The following is a 20327-nucleotide window of genomic DNA, read 5'->3' on the forward strand; positions in this document are numbered from 1 at the left end:
CGCGTGGCCGCCGGACCCAGCATAGGAACCGCCTCAGAGAGGGTGCAGAGAACCTGCGCCCTCTCTGACCCTGTGTCGAGGCTGCGGTTTGTCTCGTCCTCACGGGCGGAGGCCCTGGAGCGCCTGGGCGTCTCTCGCGTCCGTGACCTGCTGCTGCACGTGCCCCACCGCTACCTGGACTTCAGCCGCGTGAGCAAGATCGCCTTCGCTGACGTGGGGCAGGACGCCACGGTGGTCGGTCGCGTGGACAAGGTCCAGCTCAAGCGCCCGCGCCCCCGCATGCAGATCGTCGAGCTCACGGTGGTGGACGAGACGGGCCTCCTCGTGGCCACGTTCTTCCGCCAGCCGTGGATTGCCGAGCAGGTCAAGGTCGGAGACGCCGTCGCGCTTTCCGGCAAGGTAACCTTCTCGTATGGATTCAAGCAGATGAAGGCCCCCTTCCACGAGGTCCTTGGCCCTGCGGACCAGGCCTCCTCGTACGCCCGCGTGCTGCCGGTCCACCCGGTGGGGGAGGGCGTCGCCCTGGCATGGATGCGCCGCATGGTCTCCGCCGCCCTGGCCGACGTGGGCGACGTCTGCGACTGGCTGCCCGCGCGCCTGGTGGCCGACCACTCCCTCATGGGCCTCGGCCGCGCCCTGCGAGAGGTGCACTTTCCCTCCAGCATGGCGGCCGCGGAGCGCGCCCGGCGCCGGCTTGCCTACGACGAGCTGCTCTGCCTGCAGGTGGCCCTTCTCACCCGCCAGAGCGTGGAGCTTGCGGGCGTGACGCCAACCGCCCACGTGACCGACGGGCCGCACCTGGACGCCCTCGCGGCGGCGCTGCCCTTCTCGCTTACGGCCGAGCAGTGCCAGGCCGTGGACCAGATTCTGGCCGACATGGCCGCCCCTCATGTCATGAACCGCCTGCTGCTCGGAGACGTCGGCACGGGCAAGACGGCCGTCGCCGCCATGGCGCTGGCCGCCGCGGCAGACACCGGCACCCAAGCCGCCATGATGGCGCCCACCTCCGTCCTGGCGGCGCAGTACGCCCAGAAGCTGGGCCCGCTGCTCGATGCCGCGGGCGTCACGTGGTGCCTGCTCACGGGCTCTACGCCGCCCGACGAGCGCGCCCGCGCCCATGAGGGCATTGCGTCCGGCGCCATCTCGGTCACCTTTGGCACCACGGCGCTCATCTCGGACTCGGTGAGCTTCTCTGCCCTGACGCTTGCGGTCATCGACGAGCAGCACCGCTTTGGCGTGGACCAGCGCGCGGCCCTGCGGCGCAAGGGGCCGGGCGCGGACATGCTGGCCATGACGGCCACGCCCATCCCGCGCACCCTGGCGCTCTCGGTCTACGGCGACGTCTCGCTCAGCCAGATCAGGCACCGGCCTCGGGCGGGCGCCGGCGTCTCCACCAAGGTGGTGACCCCCGACAACCTGGACCTGGCCTGGGGAGCCGTGCGCGACGCCGTGGCCGCGGGCCAGCAGGCCTACGTCATCTGCCCCCTTGTGGACGACGCCGATGACGGCTCCGAGCTGGAGGACGTGCCCGAGCAGGCAACCTGCGCGGCAAAGTTCCTCCACTCGGCCACCCACACGACCGAGACCCTGGCCGCCTCCGTCCTGCCCGGCCTTGCCGTGGGGCTTCTCCACGGCCGCATGGGCGCGGGCGAGAAGGACGAGGCCATGGCCGCCTTCCGCGAGGGGGCGACCGACGTCCTGGTCTCCACCACCGTCGTCGAGGTGGGCGTGGACGTGCCCAACGCCACGGTCATGGTGGTGCTGGACGCCGACCGCTTTGGCCTGGCCACCCTCCACCAGCTGCGCGGCCGCGTCGGCAGGGGAGACCTCGCCGGCACGGTCTTCCTGAGCGCGGCGGCAAAGCGCGGAAGCGTCGCCAGAAGGCGGCTCCAGGCGCTGGAGGCCACCTCGGACGGCTTCGAGCTGGCCGAGCTGGACCTCAAGCTTCGCCACGAGGGAGACGTGCTGGGCCTGCGCCAGCACGGCGGCGTCACGCTCAGGCTGGTGGACCTGGCCACCGACGCGGACCTCGTCGAGTGGGCCCACGAGGATGCGCGGGCCCTGGCCGAGGCCGACCCCGCCCTCACGCGGGCGCAGGACCGCCCCCTCGCGCTGGAGGCGCGAGACAGGTTTCACGAGTACTTCGAGGAGTTGGAGAGAGCATGAGGATCGTAGGCGGCAAGTGGAGGGGCAGGCAGATAGAGGCCCCGGACGGGCGCGACGTCACGCGGCCCACGACGGACCGCACGCGCGAGCAGATAGCCTCCATGATTCTCTCCGCGGCGGGGCTGGACCTCTCCGGCACGTCTGTGCTGGACGCCTTTGCCGGGTCGGGCGCCATGGGCCTGGAGCTGCTCTCCCGCGGCGCCGCCCGGGCCACCTTCCTGGACCGCGACCGGCGCGCCGTGGCGCGCATCAAGCGCACGGCCTCCACGCTGGGTGCCGCCCCCGGCGAGGTGAGCGCCCTTGGCGGAGACGCCCTCAGGCTCTGCGAGAGGAGCCTTCCGGGCGCACCCTTCGGCGTGGTGTTCCTGGACCCGCCCTACGCCCTTGATGCCGGCGAGGTTTCCAGGCTGGTGGGGCTTCTCGCCAGCTCGGGACAGCTCGAGCGCGGCGCCATCGTGGTGTACGAGCGCTCCTCCAAGGCGGAGGGGCTTGACTGCCCCGGCCTTGCCCTGGCAAAGACCAAGACCCGCGGCATCACCGCGGTAGACCTGCACGTATATGAGGAGGACCCCAAGTGAGCACGACCGAGCAGACGGGCGCCGCCCGCATCGACCACGTGGTGGTGCCGGGCACCTTCGATCCGGTGACCCTAGGCCACATGGACGTCATCAGCCGCACGCGCAAGCTCTTCCCGCGCGTCACCGTGGCCGTGGCGGCCTCGGTCAACAAGCGCGGACGCGGCACCGCCTTCACCCTGGAGGAGCGCGTGGAGATGCTGCGCCAGGCGCTTGCCGAGGAGGGCCTCTCCGACGTCGAGGTCCTGCCCTTCACCGGGCTGCTTGTGGACTTCTGCCACGGGATCGGCGCCCTGGGCGTGGTCAAGGGCCTGCGCGCCATGACCGACTTTGAGTACGAGCTGCAGCAAGCGGACCTCAACTGCCACATGGCGCCTGACATAGAGTCCGTCTTCGTCATGTCCAACCCCAAGTACGGCTACGTGAGCTCCTCCATCGTGAGGGAGATCTCCTCCATGGGGTCCGACGTGAGCAGCCTGGTCCCGCCCTGCGTGAACCAGCGCCTCAGGGAGCACTACTGCGCCTAGCCGGACGGGGCCGCAGGTCCGTTCCTGTCGTTGCCGTGAGGTTTGGGCGGCAGCGCCCCAATCTGCTAGGATGAAGAACACTACTGCCCGCGGGGCTTGGCCTCGTGCCGCCCGGCGGGCGCTTGCACGTTGATTCGAAAGGAGACCTGGATGGAGCCAGGTGCAGAGATCGCCCAGCTCGTCGACGAGATGGAGCAGCTGCTCGAGGAGGCCAAGAGCCCCCTCACCGGTGGTGCCGGCAGGAAGATCATCGAGGTCAATGACTTCTACGAGATCCTGGACGAGATGCGCAGCGTCTTCCCGGACGAGTTCCAGACCGCCCGTCGCATCATCAAGGAGGAGCAGGAGACCCTGGACCGCGCCCAGCAGCAGGCCAACTCCATCATCGCCGACGCCCAGCAGCAGGCCATGATCCTCGCCGGTGACCAGGAGGTCGTCCGCCTTGCCCAGCAGCAGGCCGACGCCATCCGCGACCAGGCCGACCAGTACGAGCGCGACACCCGCTACAACGCTGAGGAGTACGCCGACACGGTCCTGGCCCACCTCGAGGAGAACCTCAAGTCGCTGACCAACACGGTGACACGCGTGCGCCAGACGCTCGACGAGAACTCCGGCCCGCGCAACACCACCAACAACGTCCCCTGGTAGCGCGCCATGCAGCCCATAATCTTCGCGCTCGACGAGCGCCTCGCCAACCCCGGTGACACCCTGCCCTGGGCGGGCCACCTGGACGAGACCGGCTACACGCTGGGCCAGGACTTCACCCTGCCGGGGGGCATCGACTTCGACATCGCCCTCACCAACGCGGGCGAGGGCATCCTGGCCAGCGGCATCCTGCGCGCCCACGTCAAGGGCACCTGTGACCGCTGCCTGGAGGACGCCGAGTTCGACGTCTCCGCCGAGGTGGACGAGTACTACCTCTTCGAGGAGCCTGAGCACGTTGAGGGCGAGGACGACGACGTGGAGTTCTCCCTCGTCTCGGAGGACCACACCATCGACCTCTCCGACGCGTTCCTCTCGGCCCTGGTGATGGAGACCCCCTTCGTGGTTCTGTGTCGCGAGGACTGCCGCGGCCTCTGCCCGGTCTGCGGCGCCAACCTCAACGAGGAGGACTGCGGGCACGCCGCCCAGCGCGAGGCCGAGCGCATGGCCGCCAGCCCCTTTGCCGCCCTCGCCGGCCTCAACCTCGACCAGGGGGATGATGGCAAGGACGCGTAATGGAGAATTGCCGATGGGGTGCATTTCTCTCCAAGGCGTGTTATAGTGGTCAACGCATGATTTTTGGTGAAAGGACGTCACGCGTTTCCTTGCGGCGGCGTTGGAAGGATTAAGAGGAGTTCAACATGGCAGTACCCAAGCAAAAGAAGGGCCGCGGCGCCACCCACACCCGTCGTTCCGCAAACATGAAGCTCGAGATGCCCTCTCGTTCCGTTTGCCCCCAGTGCGGCGCTCCCAAGCTCCCGCATCACGTGTGCCCCAACTGCGGGTTCTATAAGGACCGTGAGGTCGTCGTCACCGAGTAGTGACATCACACAGCATGCTAGAGAGGCCGGCCGCATGGTCGGCCTCTTTTGTTTAGCTACGAGGCGCGGCCCCCGGGGCGCGCGGAGGAAGGAGAGAGCATGACCACCATCTGCGTCGACGTCATGGGTGCCGACAAGGAGCCCGAGGTCCTTCTGGAGGGCGTGACCCGCGCTCTGGAGAAGGACCCCGACCTCTGCGTGCTTCTCGCCGGCTCGGCCGACGTCGTGGAGCCCTACTGCGCCTCCCACGAGCGCGCCCGCGCCCTGGTGACCACCGAGGTCATCGGCATGGCCGAGCACCCTGCAAGCGCCGTGCGCCAGAAGAAGGACGCTTCCATCGTCCGTGCGGCGGCCGCCGTGCGCGCCGGCGAGGCGGACGGCCTCTTTTCGGCCGGCTCCACCGGCGCCGTGCTCACCGCCGCCACCTTTGGCGTTGGCCGCATCAAGGGCGTCAAGCGCCCGGCGCTCTCCCTGCCCTTCCCGGGCCTGGGCAGCCACAAGACCATCTTTTTGGACATGGGCGCAAACGCGGACGTCAAGCCCGAGGTCATGGTACAGTTCGCCCACATGGGACGCGCCTTTGCCGAGGTTGCCCTGGGCGTCTCCGACGCGCGCGTGGGGCTTCTGTGCAACGGAAGCGAGGACACCAAGGGCTCCGAGATGGCCCTTGCCTACCACGAGGCCCTGGCCAACGGCAGCTGCGGGTTTGCGGGAAACGCGGAGGGCACGGACGTCCTGGGAGACCGCTTTGACGTCATCGTCTGCGACGGCTTCACCGGCAACGTCTGCCTCAAGACCATCGAGGGCACCGGCAAGTTCGTGCTCTCGCGCGTGAAGGCCGCCATGAAGGGCTCGCTGGGCGCCAAGCTGGGCGCCGCGCTTCTCGCCGGCCCGCTCAAGGCCATGGCGGGCGAGCTCTCCGGCGCCGAGTACGGCGGCGCCATCCTGCTGGGCCTGCGCGCCCCCGTGGTCAAGGGCCATGGCGCCACCTCCGCCGAGGCCGTCTGCGCCGGAACGCTCTCCTGCGCCGCATACGCCCGCGCCAACCTCTGCGAGAAGATCGCCCAGGCCTGCGAGATCGCGGGCTAACGGGTAGAATCAAAGGGCTAACTCAACTCACCCGGGGCACGCGCCCCATCCAAGGAGGAACCATGGACCGTGACGCCATTCTTCAGAAGGTCATCGAGGTCGTCAATGACACGCTGGACATCGCCGATGGCACCGAGCTCACCGAGCAGACCAGCTTCAAGGACCTCGGCGCCGACTCCTTTGACCTCCTGGAGCTTGTGACCGCCCTCGAGGATGAGCTCGACATGCAGTTTGACGACGACGCCGTCCAGTCCATCGCCACCATCGGCCAGGCCGTCGACGCCATCGCCGCCGAGCTCTAGGCCGGGGGCACGCCCTTGAAGATGCACAAGAGAATCGCCGAGGCCGAGCGCATCGTCGACCACGTCTTTGCCGACAAGAACCTCATAGCCTCCGCCCTCACGCACCCCTCCGCCGTGGAGGGAAGGCCCGTCTCGGCCTCCTACGAGCGCCTCGAGTTCCTGGGAGACTCCATCCTGGGGGCCATGGTGGCCACCGACCTCTTCGAGCGCTTCCCGGGCATGGACGAGGGCCAGCTCACGCAGCTCAAGATCTCGCTCGTCTCGGGCCAGATGCTCTCGCCGGTGGCAGAGCAGCTGGGCCTGGCCCCGCTCATCCTCATGGGCGAGTCCGAGCGCGGCACCGGGGCGCGCGGCATGCACTCCGCGCTCGAGAACGTCTACGAGTCCATCGTGGGCGCCCTCTACCTGGACGCGGGCTTTGACGTGACGCACGACTTCGTCCTGCGCACCCTGGAGCCCCACATGTCCCCGGAGCTCGCCCGCAAGCCCATAAGCCCCAAGTCCCGCATCCAGGAGGTCGTCCAGCGAGACATGCACTGCGCCCCGGAGTACAAGCTCCTGGGTGAGGAGGGTCCGGCGCACGACCCCACCTTCACCTCTGTGGTCATGGTGGATGGACGCCGCGTGGGCAAGGGCCAGGGCTCCTCCAAGAAGTCCTCTGAGAGCGCGGCGGCGGCTGACGCCCTCGTGCGCATGGGCTACAACGCCCCGGAGGACTTCGAGGGCGAGGGCATCACCAACTAGCGCAAACCAATCGCAGCTCGGACGCACGAAAGGCACCAGGCCGTGTATCTCAAGTCACTCACGCTCAAGGGCTTCAAGTCCTTTGCCGACAAGACCCAGATGGTCTTTGACCCGGGCCTCACCGTGGTGGTGGGGCCCAACGGCTCGGGCAAGTCCAACGTGTCCGACTCCATCCTGTGGGTCCTGGGCGAGCAGAGCGCAAAGATGCTGCGCGGCCAGGCCATGGAGGACGTCATCTTCTCGGGCTCCTCCGCGCGCGGGGCCGTCGGCGTGGCCGAGGTGACCCTCGTGCTCGACAACTCTGACCACACGCTGCCCATCGACTTCTCCGAGGTGGGCATCACCCGCCGCATGTACCGCTCGGGAGAGTCCGAGTACCTCATCAACGGCGCCCCCAGCCGCCTCATGGACGTCCAGGACATCCTGCACGACTCCGGCCTGGGCAAGGACACCCACTCCATCATCTCCCAGGGCAAGCTGGACTCCATCCTCTCCAGCCGCCCCGAGGAGCGCCGCGAGCTCATCGAGGAGGCCGCGGACATCTCCAAGCACCGCCGCCGCAAGCAGCGCAGCATGCGCAAGCTCGCCTCCATGGACGAGAACCTCGCCCGCGCCAAGGTGCTCTCGCGCGAGATCTCCCGCCAGCTCAAGCCGCTCGAGCGCCAGGTCGACAAGGCCAAGCGCGCCCGCGAGCTCAACTCCCAGCTCTCCGAGCTCACCATCCAGCTGGCCGTGGACGACCTGCGCCAGCTCCAGCAGTCCTACGTTCGCCTGGAGGGCCGCGGCAAGGAGGCGGACGCCGCCATCGAGCTTGCCCAGTACCGCTTTGACGAGAAGAGCCGCGAGCTCGAGAAGCTCCAGTCGCTCCTCGAGCAGAAGGGCCTCTTCGTGGGAGACCTCGGCGAGCAGCGCCGCCGCATGCAGGACATCCTCGGCCGGATGGACTCCGACATGCGCCTTCTCGAGGAGAAGGGCAAGAACATGGTCTCGCGCCTCTCCGAGATGCGCATGCAGCTCTCCGTCATGGAGAAGCAGCGCGCCGACGCCCTCTTGGAGCACGAGCGCCTTGCCGGCGAGCTCTCCGACACCACCGTGCGCGAGGCCGACCTGCGCACCAAGGTCTCCGACCTCTCCGACGCGGCCCACGCCGCCTCCGACCGCCGCCGCGAGCTCGACGCCCAGATCGGCCGCCTGACCGCCGAGGAGAGAAGCGCCCGCAGTGAGTCCGACAGGCAGACCCTGGCCTACGCCAAGCTCGAGGACCAAATCGGAAACGCCGAGGTCGAGGACCAGATGTTCGCCTCTCGTCTGGCGCAGCTCGACGAGGCCGTGCGCACGGCCGAGGAGGCCCTGGTGGAGCGCCTGCAGCGCGCCGAGGAGCTCGAGGACGAGCTTGCCGGCGCCCAGGAGCTGGCCCAGGAGCTGGCCGCCTCGGTGCCCGCGCGCGACATGGCGGTGAAGGACGCCCGCCGCGAGGAGGCGGCCTGCCGCCAGCGCCTCTCCAGCGCCCAGGCCACCCTGGAGGCCCTGCGCTCCGTGGACGCGGACGTGGAGAAGGCCAGCCCCCTCGTGGCCAAGCTCGCAAAGACCGAGGAGGCCGGCGCCTCCGATTGCCGCCTGGCCGACCTCATCGACGCCACGCCGGAGGTCGAGGGCCTGGTGGAGCGCCTGCTTGGCGACGACCTCGCCGCCTTCGTGGTGGCAGACGCCGAGTCTGCCGGGCGCCTTGCCGAGGCGGCACTCGCGCTTGACGGCGTGGACGGCCGCGCCACGGTCATTGCCCGCGACGTCGCCCGCGCCGCCGCCCCCGAGGGCGCGCCCGGAGAGCCGCTCGTCTCTCGCCTGCGCATAGCCGACGAGGCCCGCGGCGTGCTCACAGCGCTTCTGGGGGACGTCCGCCTGGTCGAGGGCGCGGCTGCCGCCGTGGCCGCCCACCAGCAGGCGCCCGCCCTCACCTACGTCACCGAAGACGGCGTCGTGGTGCTGCCGGACGGTCGCGTCCACGTGGGCACCGTGCCCTCCAACGAGGCCGGCGCCCTTGAGCGCAAGCGCCGCATCCGCTCGCTTGCCTCCGGAATGCCCGAGCTCGAGGAGGCGCTGGACGCCGCTGGCGAGGCCGTCCACGCCGCGGAGCTCGCGCTTGCTGAGGCCCGCGACGCGCAGGCCGCCGCAAAGGGCGACGTCGCCCGCCTCTCCGGCGAGCTCACCTCCGTCACCTCCGAGCGCGGCCGCCTGCAGGCCCAGCTCAACTCCGCCAATTCCGAGAAGGCCCAGGTGACCAAGAAGCGCGAGGCCTCCCAGGCCCGTGCCGCGGAGGCCCGCGAGCACATCGAGGAGCACCGCAGCGCCGCCCGCGCCGCTACCCAGCGCGCCGAGGCCCTGGGCGAGGAGCTCAAGCAGCGTTCCGGCGAGCAGCAGGAGGCCGCCCGCGAGGCGGGACGTGCCAACCACGAGCTCTCCGACGCCCGCCTTGAGCTGGCCATGGCCAAGGAGCGCGTGGCCAACCTGCGCACCCGCACGGCAGACTGCATGTCTCGCGTCTCCGAGCTCGAGCAGAAGATCTCCGCCACGGAGCGCGCAAGCCGCTCGCTGGACGTGGTGCGCCTGCGCGTTGACCCGCTGCACGACCGCTACCAGGCCATCCGCGAGCGCGCCCTTGATTGGGCGGCACGCCTCAAGGACCGCGCGTCTTTGGCCGAGGCGGACTCCGACTCCCTCAAGCGCACCATCGGCGAGGCCAAGGAGGCCGTCAACGCCGCCAGCGCGGAGCTGGAGCGCGCCAAGACCGCCGCGGCGGACGTCCGCGTGGACAAGGGCAAGCTCGAGGTCCAGGTGGAGGGCGCCATCAACGCCATCACGGCCACCGGCGCCATCCTGGACGAGGCGCTTAAGATCCCGGCGCCGGATGACCGCGAGGTCGCCGAGCGCCAGGTGGCGTCTCTGCGCCGCCAGATCGAGGGCATCGGCCCCGTCAACGAGGTGGCCATGGACGAGTACCTGCGCCTCAAGGAGCGCGCGGACTACATCTCCGAGCAGGTGGAGGACCTCGAGGGTGCCCGCAACTCGCTGCGCAAGATCAACGCCGCCATCGACCGCAAGATGCGCAACCGCTTCCTCGTGGTCTTCGACAAGGTCAACCAGAACTTCGGTGAGATCTTCTCGCTGCTGTTCCCCGGCGGAACTGCCCACATCGAGATGACCGACCCCGACAACCTGGCCGAGACCGGCATCGAGATCGTGGCCCAGCCGCGTGGCAAGCGCATCTCCAAGATGATGCTCATGAGCGGCGGCGAGAAGAGCCTCACGGCCCTGGCGCTGCTGTTTGCCGTCTACCGCGTGCGCACGGTGCCGTTCTACGTCTTCGACGAGGTTGAGGCGGCGCTCGACGACTCCAACCTCTCCAAGCTGCTCGACGCCATCGAGCAGCTCAAGGAGACCACCCAGCTCATCGTGATCTCGCACCAGAGGCGCACGATGGAGCAGGCAGACGTCCTCTACGGCGTCTCCATGCAGGCGGACGGCGTGAGCCACGTCGTCTCGCAGAGACTTGACCAGGCAACCGGAAAGGTGGTTGATGCCTGATGGGCTTTCTTGACAGCCTGAAGCACGGCCTCGAGCGGTCCCGCGAGGCCATCTCCGAGGTCTTCTACATGGGCGGCGAGGTGGACGAGTCCTTCTGGGAGGACCTCGAGGACACCCTCGTCATGGGCGACATGGGCGCCGAGCTTGCCCTGCGCGTCTCAGACGACCTGAGGGAGCTTGCCGCGAAGAAGGGTCTCACCCGTGCGAACCAGCTCAAGGGCGCCCTGGCCGACCGCCTGGCCGCCGAGTTTCCCACGCCCGAGCGCGACCCCTTTGACGACGTGCCGTCCTGCGTGCTCTTTGTGGGCATCAACGGCGCCGGCAAGACCACTACCTGCGGAAAGCTCGCCGGTTGCGCGGCGGGGGAGGGCAGGCGCGTCCTTCTGGGCGGCGCCGACACCTTCCGTGCCGCGGCTATCGAGCAGCTCGAGGTCTGGGGCGAGCGCGCTGGCGTGGACGTCATCACGCGCGAGCGCGGCTGCGATCCGGCGAGCGTCTGCTACGACGTCATCGAGGAGGCCGAGCGCCGGGACTCCGACCTCGTGCTCATCGACACGGCCGGCCGCCTGCACACCTCCGCGGACCTCATGCAGGAGCTCGCCAAGGTGGTCAACGTCACCCGCAAGCGTGCCAAGATGCCCGTGAGCGTGGTCCTCGTCATCGACGCCACCACCGGCCAGAACGGTCTCAATCAGGCCAAGGAGTTCAACGACGCCCTTGACCTCGACGGCCTCATCATCACCAAGCTCGACGGCACCGCAAAGGGTGGCATTGCCCTTGCCGTCTCAAGCCAGCTGGGCCTGCCCATCTACCGCATCGGCGTGGGCGAGTCCATCGACGACCTGCAGTCCTTCGACGCGCACGACTTCTGTGCCGCGCTCGTTGGTGAAGGGATGTAACGCATGTTCAACTCGCTCTCCGACCGTCTTCAGGACACCTTCGACAAGCTGCGCGGCAAGGGACGTCTGACTGAGGACGACATCAACCTCGCCATGCGCGAGATCCGCATGGCGCTTCTCGAGGCAGACGTCAACTTCCGCGTGGTCAAGCAGTTCGTGGGACGCTGCAAGGAGAAGTGCATGGCCTCCGAGGTCCTGGACTCCCTGACGCCCTCCCAGAACGTCGTGCGCATCGTGCTCGACGAGCTCACGCAGCTTTTGGGCTCCACCGAGTCCAAGCTGGTCCTGGCCCAGAACCGCACGCCCAACGTCATCATGATGGTGGGTCTGCAGGGCTCCGGCAAGACCACCGCCTCCGCCAAGCTGGCCTACCTCCTCAAGAGCCAGGGCCACAGCCCGCTTTTGGCCGCCTGCGACACGCACCGCCCGGCCGCGGCCGACCAGCTGGCCACCCTTGGCGGCGAGATCGGCGTCTCGGTCTTTCGCGGCGACGGCAAGGACGCTGTCAAGGTGGCGTCCGGCGCCATCCAGGAGGCCGTCGACCACCTGAACGACATTGTCATCGTGGACACCGCCGGCCGCCTGCAGATCGACGAGGAGATGATGCAGGAGGCCGTCGCCATCAAGCAGGCGGTCAAGCCCGACCAGATTCTCATGGTCGTGGACGCCATGACCGGCCAGGACATCGTCAACGTGGTCACCGAGTTTGCCAACCGCGTGGACTTTGACGGCGTCATCATGTCCAAGCTGGACGGCGATGCCCGCGGCGGCGGCGCGCTCTCGGTCCGCGAGGTCACCGGCAAGCCCATCAAGTTCGTCTCCATGGGCGAGAAGCCCGACTCGCTGGAGGTCTTCCACCCCGATCGCATGGCCAAGCGCATCCTGGGCATGGGCGACGTGGTAGGCATCATCGAGCAGGCCCAGAAGGTGGCCGACGAGCAGCAGGCGGCCGACGCCGAGCGCATGCTGCGCGAGGGCTTCACGATGGACGACATGCTCGCCCAGATGCAGCAGATACGCAAGATGGGCGGCCTGCAGAAGATTGCGAGCATGATCCCGGGCATGGACCGCGCCATGGCACAGCAGCCCGGCGCCAACCTGGACGACTCCCAGCTCACGCGCATCGAGGCCATCATCCACTCCATGACCAAGGAGGAGCGCGCCAAGCCCAAGGTCATCAACGGCCAGCGCCGCAAGCGCATCGCCGCGGGCTCCGGCCGCTCGGTCCAGGAGGTCAACCAGCTCATCAAGCAGTGGGGCGAGATGAACAAGATGATGGGCAAGATGCGCGGCATGATGTCTGCCGGCAACTCCAAGAAGGCCCGCCGCAGCATGGGCAACATGATGCGCAACATGGGCATGGGCGGCCGCGGCTGGTAGGGCTTCTCGGCTGCGGCTGAGCGTACGAGCGTCTGAAAGAAATCCCCTGGGCTGCGCCTGCGGCCCAGGGGATTTTGCTTGGGCGAGAAGCCCCTCTCGCCGTCTGGTCGTTGGCTAGTCGTGGACGATGCAGACGTCGCCGACCTGGATGACGTTGTAGAGCTCGTCGGCCTTCTCCATGCTGAGGTTGATGCAGCCGTGGCTTCCGTACCAGGTGTAGATGTTGCCGCCGAACTGCGAGCGCCAGGGCGCGTTGTGGAAGCCCACGGCGCTGCCGACGACGCCCATCCAGTACTGCACGTGGCTGTCCCACTCGGGCTCGCCGTCGTCGCCCACAGGGCCGCGCAGGTTGATGTCGCCGTGCTCGCGGCTGGTGATGGACCAGACGCCGGCGGGCGTGTCGTGGCCCTTGTTGGGCTGGCCGGTGACCACGTCGGACTCCCAGATGATGGAGCCGTCGTCGCCGTAGAAGCGGGCGTGCTGCTCGGTGCGGTCGACGTCTATGTAGCGGGCGCCCCAGTCCTGGCCGTGCGGGTTGACGGTCGCGGCGCTGGAGGTGCAGGGAATCTCGATGCTTCCCGCGGCTCCCGCCTCAAGCGCGGCCGCGATCTGCTCGGCAAGGGCGTCGCCGTCGATGCACCAGCCGTAGATGCCGCCGGAGACGGTGACCACCTTGCCGTCCGGGCGGGTGTAGGTGCGCTCGGTGCCCACGGAGTCCAGCTGGTCGGAGAGCTCGCCGTGGCACCAGTCGGCGATGGCCTGCGTGTCCAGGGTGACGGAGCCGTCGTCGCCCTGGCTGAGCCAGCCGGCGATGCGCGCGGCGTCCACCGTGGCGGCCTGGTTGCCGCCGAGCGTGAGGGCCTGGGTGGCGCCTACGTAGGCGTTGAGCCTGGTCAGGGCGTCATGGAGCTCGGAGCCGCCGGAGAGGCTCTCGTCGCCGAGGGTGACGGTCTGGGGCATGTCGCCCAGGGCCTCGGCCACGTGGGCGGCCGCTGCCCTGGCGTCAACGTGGGCCGCCAGGGCAGCGTCTGAGAGCACGTAGGTGCCGCTGGCCGCGTCAAAGGCAATGTCCTTCTCGCCAGGGTCTGTCTCGGCGGCCGCCTGGGCCGCGCTGGCGATAAGCTCCTCCAGCTTGGACTCGTCGGCGGTGACGGGACACTCCACCTCGAGGTCGCGCGAGCCCGCAAGGGCAAGCGGCCACGTCCAGGCACCCTGGGCCGCGAGGGCCTTGGCCGCCATGGCCTGGCCGTCGCGGGTGAGGCCGGCCTCGTCGGCGGTGACCGTGAGGTCAAGGCCGTCGCCGGTCACGCGGAAGGAGTAGGAGGAGAGCGGGCCCTCGGCCAGCGCGGCGGCGTCTGCGGACGGCATGAGCGAGACGTCCTGGCCGTTCAGGCGGGTCTGGGGCATGAAGACGTTGCTGAAGACGGCAACGCCGCCCAGGTAGACGGCGGCGGTCACGCCAACGATGGCGACGGGCACTACCCAGAGGCGGCGGCTGCCGCCCCGGGGCGCCTTTGCCTTGGCGTTCTTCTGCGGTGACATGTGCGCTGGCATGTGGTTCTTGGGTCCTTTCCGGGCGCCTGCCGCCCGAGCGGATTCGCTCAGGCTATCGTAGCCTAGACCCCGGACGCAAAGTCCGAGAATGGTTAAATCTTTAGGAGAGGAGCGCAAATGGCCCGCACCGTGCGCCTTGAGAGCCTGGACGACCCCAGGCTTGACGCCTACGCCCGCCTGACCGAGCACCAGCTGAGGAGCCGCCTGGAGCCTGAGCGGGCGATGCTCGTGGCGGAGTCCAGAAACGTCATCGACGTCGCGCTGGCCCAGGGCCTGGAGCCGCTCTCCTTCCTGGTGGACGAGAGCCACCTTGCCTCCGCGGCGGACCTCTTTGCCCGGGCGCCCGAGGAAGTGCCCGTCTTCGTGTTGCCCCAGGAGCAGCTGGAGCGTCTGTGCGGCTTCAAGGTCACGCGCGGCCTGCTGGCGTGCTTCCGCCGGCCGGCCGAGCGCGGCGTGGCCGAGGTCCTCGACGGCGCACGCAACGTGGTGGTGCTGGAGGACCTGGTGGACGTCACCAACGTGGGGGCGCTCTTCCGGTCCGCGGCGGCGCTGGGGGCAGACGCCGTGCTTCTCTCGCCGCGCTGCGCGGACCCGCTCTGCCGCCGTGCGGTGCGCGTCTCCATGGGCACGGTCTTCCAGGTGCCGTGGGCGCGCGTGGAGGCCGGCGCGTGGCCCGCGGCCTGCGCTGACGAGCTGCGGGGGCGGGGCTTCTCGCTTAGCGCCCTGGCGCTCACCGACGACGCCCTGCCCATCGACGCGCCGGGCCTTGGCGCCAGGCTTGGCGAGAAGCGCGCCCTCCTCTTTGGCTGCGAGGGCTGGGGCCTCACCAAAGCCGCGCTTGCCGCCTGCGACCAGGCCCTCATCATCCCCATGGCCCGCGGCGTGGACTCCCTGAACGTGGCCGCCAGCTCCGCCGTCGCCTTCTGGCAGCTCTTCCGGACAGGGGCGGACAGGGGGACGCTGTTAATTACCAGGTAAAGGGGACACCCTTCTTCTCAAATTGGGGACGTGTTCAAGTTTGCGCAAAGTTGGGACAGGTTCGGGCTGCGTGCAGGTGCGGGCTGCGCGGCCCCGTGCTTGCCTGCCCCTCGGCAACGTGTCCCCTTTTTGCGCAAAAACGAACACGTCCCCAATTTGAGGGCAGGCAGCTAACAACGTCCCCACTGTCTGGTGGGCCGCTCGCCGAATGATGGTTTCTTCTGGTGATACCAGTTGGCACACTTAAACAACGTGTCAAATGGGGAAGGGGCACATCACATGCAGGACCTAGCACGCCGCTCGCCGGCCGAGCGGAAGTACCTGGAGCTTCTCGCCGAGAAGTTCCCGACGACGCAGTCCGTCTTCACCGAGGTCATCAACCTGGAGGCCATTCTCAACCTGCCCAAGGGCACCGAGCACTTCGTCTCTGACGTGCACGGCGAGTACGAGGCCTTCGAGCACATCCTCAACAACTGCTCCGGCGTCATCCGCGAGCGCGTAGGGCAGGCCTTTGCCATGGAGCTCACCCGAGACGAGCAGGCAGACCTCTGCACGCTCATCTACTATCCCGAGCTCAAGCTGAGGCGCCTTCGCGAGCAGGACCGCCTCACCTCGGAGTGGTACGCCATCACGCTCACGCGCCTGGTGCGCCTGGCGCGGCGCCTCTCCGGCTCCTACACCCGCTCCAAGGTGCGCAAGGCCATGCCCGTTGCGTACGCCTACATCATCGACGAGCTTCTCCACATCAGCCCCGACGAGCGCGAGACGCGTCTGGCCTACCACCAGCGCATCATCGACACCATCGTGGACACCGGCAGCGCGGACGACTTTGTCTGCTCTCTGGCCGCGCTCATCAAGCGCCTGGCCGTGGACCACCTGCATGTGGTAGGCGACGTCTTCGACCGAGGGCCGCACGCTGACAAGATCATGGAGCGCCTCATGGCCTACCACTCCATCGACGTGCAGTGGGGCAACCACGACATCGTCTGGATGGGCGCTGCGGCGGGCTCCTACGCGTGCCTGGCCGCAGTCATCCGCAACAACGTCCACTACGACAGCCTCAAGATCCTGGAGAGCGCCTACGGCGTCAGCCTGCGTGAGCTGGCCCTCTTCGCCGAGGCCACCTACCGCGCCGACGACGGCATGAGCCCCGTTGAGAAGGCCATCTCGGTCATCCTCTTCAAGCTGGAGGGGCAGACCATCCGCCGCCACCCCAACTGGCACATGGACGACCGCCTGCTGCTGGAGCACGTGGACGCCGAGCGCGGGGTGGCCGTGGTGGACGGCCGCGAGTACGAGCTGCGCACGCGCGACTTCCCGACGCTGGAAGCGGACGACCCCTACGCCCTCACGCCCGAGGAGCAGCGCGTCATGGACAATCTCATGAACGCGGTGAGAAGCTCCGACAAGCTGCGCCGCCACGTGGGCTTCCTCTTCGAGCACGGCTCCACCTACCTCGTGCACAACGGCAACGTGCTCTTCCACGCCTGCGTGCCCATGAACGAGGACGGCAGCTTCTGCGCCGTCAACCACCAGGGCCAGATGCTCTCGGGCCGCGCCTACTACGACTACGCCGACCGCCTGGCCCGCCGGGCCTGGCACGAGCACGACCAGGTCTCGCTCGACTGGATGTGGTACCTCTGGTGCGGGCGCTTCTCGCCGCTTTCCGGCCGTGTGGTCAAGACCTTCGAGCGGACCTACTTTGCCGACCGCTCCACCTGGGAGGAGCCGCGCGACCCGTACTTCTCGCACACGGAGGACCCGGCCATGTGCGCCCGCGTGCTGGAGGAGTTTGGCGCCGACGTGGAGCGTGGCGTCATCATCAACGGGCACACGCCGGTCCACGCCGCGGCGGGGGAGAGCCCGGTCAAGGCCGGGGGCAGGCTGGTGGTCATCGACGGCGGCTTCTGCCAGGCCTACCACTCCACGACGGGCATCGCCGGCTACACGCTCATCGCCGACCCGGAGGGCATGCGCATCAAGGCCCACCGCCCCTTTGGGTCCATCGCCGACGTGCTCGACCTCAACGCCGACATCGTGAGCGACGACGACCGCTTCCAGAGAAACCCGCGGCCGCTCTTCATTGGCGACACGGACACCGGCGCCGACATCCGCGGCCAGATCGCCGACCTGCGGGCCCTGCTTGACGCCTACCGCACCGGCGAGGTTCTGGAGCGCACCGGCGCCTGACCGGGGCTGGACGCGCCCGCCCCGCAAATTGAGGGCGTCTGGACAGGTGGGTGCGGTTTTGGGTATCACATAACCCATGGGCCAGCACGCTGGCCGCTCAACCACGGACGAAAGGTCCCCGCACGATGGACATGAACGAGAACAAGCGAAGAAGGTCGATGCTGCTCTACATCCTCATTGCAGTCGTCGTCTACCTCGCCGTGAGCCAGACCATGTACCCGGCTCTCACCAACTCCCAGACCAAGGAGGTCAGCTACTCCGACTTCCTCACCATGGTCGACAAGAACGAGGTCACCCAGGTCCAGAAGACCCAGGGAGACGCCCAGCTCTACTTCACCACCGGCTCGGGCGACTCGCAGCAGAAGTACAGCACCGTCATCTTCGGCTCGGGCGACGGCCTCAACGAAAAGCTCGAGGACCATGGCGTCCAGATGGTGGGCAAGATCGCCGACACCTCCGGTGACATGTGGTTCTACCTGCTGCTCTCCTACGGCCTGCCCATCGTGATCTTCCTTCTCATCGGCTGGTGGTTCAACCGCCGCATGAAGAAGGCCATGGGCGATGACGGCCCCTCCATGAACTTCGGCGGAGGCGGCTTCGGCATGGGCGGCGGCCTGGGCAAGTCCAACGTCAAGGAGGTCAAGGGCGAGGAGACCGGCGTCACGTTCAAGGACGTCGCCGGCCAGGACGAGGCCAAGGAGTCCCTGCAGGAGATCGTCTCGTTCCTCAAGAAGCCCGACAAGTACAACGAGATCGGCGCACGCTGCCCGCGCGGCGCTCTTCTCGTCGGCCCTCCGGGAACCGGCAAGACCCTCATGGCCAAGGCCGTGGCGGGCGAGGCCGGCGTGCCGTTCTTCCAGATCGCCGGCTCCGAGTTCGTCGAGATGTTCGTCGGCCGCGGCGCCGCCAAGGTGCGCGACCTCTTCAAGCAGGCAAACGAGAAGGCCCCCTGCATCGTCTTCATCGACGAGATCGACGCCGTGGGCAAGAGGCGCGACAGCTCCCTCAACTCCAACGACGAGCGCGAGCAGACCCTGAACCAGCTGCTCTCCGAGATGGACGGCTTCGACAACCACAAGGGCATCGTCGTCCTGGCCGCCACCAACCGCCCCGAGTCCCTCGACCCGGCCCTGCTGCGCCCCGGCCGCTTTGACCGCCGCATCCCCGTCGAGCTGCCCGACCTCGCCGGCCGCGAGGCCATCCTCAAGATCCACGCCAACGACGTCAAGATGGAGGGCTCCATCGACCTGTCCGGCATCGCCAAGTCCACGCCGGGCGCCTCGGGAGCCGACCTCGCCAACATCATCAACGAGGCCGCCCTGCGCGCCGTGCGCTTCGGCCGCAACCGCGTGACCCAGGAGGACCTCGCCGAGTCCGTCGACGTGGTCATCGCCGGCGAGAAGAAGAAGTCCACCGTGCTCTCCGAGCACGAGAAGGAGATCGTGGCCTACCACGAAACCGGCCACGCCATCGTGGCGGCCATGCAGAAGGGCTCCGCGCCCGTCTCCAAGATCACCATCGTGCCGCGCACCTCGGGCGCCCTGGGCTTCACCATGCAGGTTGAGGAGGACGAGCACTTCCTGACCACCCGCACCGAGGCCAAGAACAAGATCGCCGTGCTCTGCGGCGGCCGCGCGGCCGAGGAGCTCATCTTCGGCGAGGACGAGAAGACCACCGGCGCCTCCAACGACATCGAGAAGGCCACCGGCATCGCGCGCGCCATGGTGACCCAGTACGGCATGTCAGACAAGTTCGGCATGGTGGCCCTAGGCCAGCAGCGCAACCGCTACCTGGGCGGCGGCTCCGAGCTCACCTGCTCCGAGGGCACCGCGCAGGAGGTGGACGCCGAGGTCAGGCGCCTGGTGGAGGAGGGCCACCAGCAGGCCCTGGACACCCTGCGCGCCAACCGCTTCAAGCTGCACGAGATCGCCCACTACCTCCAGAAGAAGGAGACCATCACGGGCGACGAGTTCATGAACATCCTCACGCGCGACGACGGCTTCGCGCCCCAGATGCCCAAGCCTCAGCAGTAGCGGCCACGGCCCGCATCCATTCCGAACGCAACAGGACGCCCCGGCGAGAAGCGCTTCTCGTCGGGGCGTCCTTGTGCTGGATAGGTTGCGGCGCCCCTTGCCCGTGGGCGCTGCCGCGGCTGCCGCTGCCGTCTCGAGGCTAGTCCCAGTAGCCCTTGTGGACCTCGCAGGCCTCCTCGACGAGCTCGGGGAAGGGGCCGACGACCTCGATGTCCTTCTGGCTGGAGCCAAAGATCTGGCGGCAGGGGGTGTCCAGCGTGGGGTTCTGCTCGTTGTCGCCGGTCTGGCCGAGGATGTCGCGCTCGGTCATGGCGTACACCACGCGGCCGACGTTGCCCCAGTAGATGGCGCCCGAGCACATGGCGCACGGCTCGCCGGTGGTGTAGAGCGTGCACTGCCAGAGGTAGTCGTGGTCAAACTTCCTGCTGGCGGCCTCCATGAGGGAGGTCTCGGCGTGGCCGGTGCAGATGTGCTCTGAGATCTCGCGGTTCTCCTGCTCCAGCACGATCTCTTTGTCCTCGTTCACCAGGATGGCGCCAAAGGGGGTGTTGCCGTGCTCGCGGCTGAGGCGGGACACCTCGATGGCGCGGCGCAGGAACGCGACGTCCTCCTCGTGGGTGAACTTGGCGCGGCGCGGCTCGTCCCAGCTGCTCTTCTTCTCGTCGGACATGGCTCTTCCTCTCTTTCTTGTGGCCCCAGGGGCCGACGGGGCGAGAAGAGAAAGGGCACGCGGAGCGTGGCAAGGGGATGCTTGCCTTCTCCGTGTGCCCAACGCCGTCCCTGCG

General features: G+C 68.3%; 17 protein-coding genes. 15 read left to right on the forward strand and 2 right to left on the reverse strand.

Translation table 11 applies throughout. The features are described 5' to 3' along the window. The first annotated feature begins 3 nt into the window (after positions 1 to 3). The 12 genes from recG to ffh all read left to right on the forward strand — a co-directional run bounded on the left by recG (position 4) and on the right by ffh (position 12787). Positions 4 to 2166 carry an ATP-dependent DNA helicase RecG gene (gene recG, locus DXV50_RS02630; protein WP_117204660.1) on the forward strand — a complete coding sequence of 721 codons (2163 nt, stop codon included), beginning with the start codon at positions 4 to 6 and terminating at the stop codon, positions 2164 to 2166. Further along, positions 2163 to 2744, forward strand: a complete 582-nt coding sequence (locus DXV50_RS02635; RefSeq protein WP_117204661.1) for an RsmD family RNA methyltransferase — start codon at positions 2163 to 2165, stop codon at positions 2742 to 2744. The genes recG and DXV50_RS02635 overlap by 4 nt, the downstream gene beginning before the upstream one ends. After that, the gene (gene coaD, locus DXV50_RS02640) at positions 2741 to 3268 is read left to right on the forward strand and encodes a pantetheine-phosphate adenylyltransferase (protein ID WP_269801596.1); all 528 of its coding nucleotides are present in this window, start codon (positions 2741 to 2743) and stop codon (positions 3266 to 3268) included. The genes DXV50_RS02635 and coaD overlap by 4 nt, the downstream gene beginning before the upstream one ends. Before the next feature lie 150 nt (positions 3269 to 3418). Continuing rightward, positions 3419 to 3916: an ATPase gene (locus DXV50_RS02645; RefSeq protein ID WP_117204662.1), complete on the forward strand. Its 498-nt coding sequence runs from the start codon at positions 3419 to 3421 to the stop codon at positions 3914 to 3916. A gap of 6 nt (positions 3917 to 3922) precedes the next feature. Continuing rightward, complete coding sequence (locus DXV50_RS02650) at positions 3923 to 4486, forward strand: YceD family protein (RefSeq protein ID WP_117204663.1); 564 nt, start codon at positions 3923 to 3925, stop codon at positions 4484 to 4486. 125 nt (positions 4487 to 4611) lie between these two features. Beyond that, positions 4612 to 4791 (forward strand): 50S ribosomal protein L32, encoded by a 180-nt coding sequence (gene rpmF / locus DXV50_RS02655; RefSeq protein ID WP_117204664.1) that lies wholly within the window; start codon positions 4612 to 4614, stop codon positions 4789 to 4791. 99 nt (positions 4792 to 4890) lie between these two features. Continuing rightward, positions 4891 to 5880, forward strand: coding sequence for a phosphate acyltransferase PlsX (plsX, locus tag DXV50_RS02660; protein ID WP_117204665.1), 990 nt, complete (start codon positions 4891 to 4893; stop codon positions 5878 to 5880). A 62-nt stretch (positions 5881 to 5942) separates the two neighbouring features. Then, positions 5943 to 6182: an acyl carrier protein gene (locus tag DXV50_RS02665; protein ID WP_117204666.1), complete on the forward strand. Its 240-nt coding sequence runs from the start codon at positions 5943 to 5945 to the stop codon at positions 6180 to 6182. 15 nt (positions 6183 to 6197) lie between these two features. Next, positions 6198 to 6926, forward strand: coding sequence for a ribonuclease III (rnc, locus tag DXV50_RS02670; protein ID WP_117204667.1), 729 nt, complete (start codon positions 6198 to 6200; stop codon positions 6924 to 6926). Between the two features lie 42 nt (positions 6927 to 6968). Next, the gene (gene smc, locus DXV50_RS02675) at positions 6969 to 10508 is read left to right on the forward strand and encodes a chromosome segregation protein SMC (protein WP_117204668.1); all 3540 of its coding nucleotides are present in this window, start codon (positions 6969 to 6971) and stop codon (positions 10506 to 10508) included. Beyond that, positions 10508 to 11407, forward strand: a complete 900-nt coding sequence (gene ftsY, locus DXV50_RS02680) for a signal recognition particle-docking protein FtsY (protein ID WP_117204669.1) — start codon at positions 10508 to 10510, stop codon at positions 11405 to 11407. The genes smc and ftsY overlap by 1 nt, the downstream gene beginning before the upstream one ends. 3 nt (positions 11408 to 11410) lie before the next feature. Then, complete coding sequence (gene ffh, locus DXV50_RS02685) at positions 11411 to 12787, forward strand: signal recognition particle protein (protein WP_117204670.1); 1377 nt, start codon at positions 11411 to 11413, stop codon at positions 12785 to 12787. A 114-nt stretch (positions 12788 to 12901) separates the two neighbouring features. Here ffh and DXV50_RS02690 read toward each other — a convergent pair whose 3' ends face one another. Next, positions 12902 to 14341 (reverse strand): L,D-transpeptidase family protein, encoded by a 1440-nt coding sequence (locus tag DXV50_RS02690; protein WP_117204671.1) that lies wholly within the window; start codon positions 14339 to 14341, stop codon positions 12902 to 12904. A gap of 117 nt (positions 14342 to 14458) precedes the next feature. Here DXV50_RS02690 and DXV50_RS02695 point away from each other — a divergent pair, with 117 nt between their 5' ends. The 3 genes from DXV50_RS02695 (at position 14459) to ftsH (ending at position 19542) form a co-directional block, all read left to right on the forward strand. After that, positions 14459 to 15319: a TrmH family RNA methyltransferase gene (locus tag DXV50_RS02695; RefSeq protein WP_117204672.1), complete on the forward strand. Its 861-nt coding sequence runs from the start codon at positions 14459 to 14461 to the stop codon at positions 15317 to 15319. Positions 15320 to 15598: 279 nt separating this feature from the next. Further along, positions 15599 to 17509, forward strand: a complete 1911-nt coding sequence (locus DXV50_RS02700) for a fructose-1,6-bisphosphatase (protein ID WP_117204673.1) — start codon at positions 15599 to 15601, stop codon at positions 17507 to 17509. Between the two features lie 125 nt (positions 17510 to 17634). After that, the gene (ftsH, locus tag DXV50_RS02705; RefSeq protein ID WP_198666391.1) at positions 17635 to 19542 is read left to right on the forward strand and encodes an ATP-dependent zinc metalloprotease FtsH; all 1908 of its coding nucleotides are present in this window, start codon (positions 17635 to 17637) and stop codon (positions 19540 to 19542) included. Between the two features lie 139 nt (positions 19543 to 19681). Here the strand turns inward: ftsH and DXV50_RS02710 are convergent, their stop codons facing one another. Beyond that, on the reverse strand, positions 19682 to 20212 hold the full coding sequence (locus DXV50_RS02710) for a nucleoside deaminase (protein WP_117204674.1): 531 nt from the start codon (positions 20210 to 20212) through the stop codon (positions 19682 to 19684). Positions 20213 to 20327: the final 115 nt, after the last annotated feature.

The organism is Paratractidigestivibacter faecalis, from assembly GCF_003416765.1.
Taxonomy (GTDB): Bacteria; Actinomycetota; Coriobacteriia; order Coriobacteriales; family Atopobiaceae; genus Paratractidigestivibacter; species Paratractidigestivibacter faecalis.

Coding starts and splice junctions, on each gene's coding strand:
- DXV50_RS02650 (WP_117204663.1), top strand. CDS start 3,923: ATGCAGCCCATAATCTTCGCGCTCGACGAGCGCCTCGCCAACCCCGGT.
- rpmF (WP_117204664.1), top strand. CDS start 4,612: ATGGCAGTACCCAAGCAAAAGAAGGGCCGCGGCGCCACCCACACCCGT.
- DXV50_RS02645 (WP_117204662.1), top strand. CDS start 3,419: ATGGAGCCAGGTGCAGAGATCGCCCAGCTCGTCGACGAGATGGAGCAG.
- ffh (WP_117204670.1), top strand. CDS start 11,411: ATGTTCAACTCGCTCTCCGACCGTCTTCAGGACACCTTCGACAAGCTG.
- DXV50_RS02690 (WP_117204671.1), bottom strand. CDS start 14,341: ATGCCAGCGCACATGTCACCGCAGAAGAACGCCAAGGCAAAGGCGCCC.
- DXV50_RS02695 (WP_117204672.1), top strand. CDS start 14,459: ATGGCCCGCACCGTGCGCCTTGAGAGCCTGGACGACCCCAGGCTTGAC.
- DXV50_RS02710 (WP_117204674.1), bottom strand. CDS start 20,212: ATGTCCGACGAGAAGAAGAGCAGCTGGGACGAGCCGCGCCGCGCCAAG.
- DXV50_RS02635 (WP_117204661.1), top strand. CDS start 2,163: ATGAGGATCGTAGGCGGCAAGTGGAGGGGCAGGCAGATAGAGGCCCCG.
- DXV50_RS02665 (WP_117204666.1), top strand. CDS start 5,943: ATGGACCGTGACGCCATTCTTCAGAAGGTCATCGAGGTCGTCAATGAC.
- plsX (WP_117204665.1), top strand. CDS start 4,891: ATGACCACCATCTGCGTCGACGTCATGGGTGCCGACAAGGAGCCCGAG.
- ftsH (WP_198666391.1), top strand. CDS start 17,635: ATGGACATGAACGAGAACAAGCGAAGAAGGTCGATGCTGCTCTACATC.
- DXV50_RS02700 (WP_117204673.1), top strand. CDS start 15,599: ATGCAGGACCTAGCACGCCGCTCGCCGGCCGAGCGGAAGTACCTGGAG.
- ftsY (WP_117204669.1), top strand. CDS start 10,508: ATGGGCTTTCTTGACAGCCTGAAGCACGGCCTCGAGCGGTCCCGCGAG.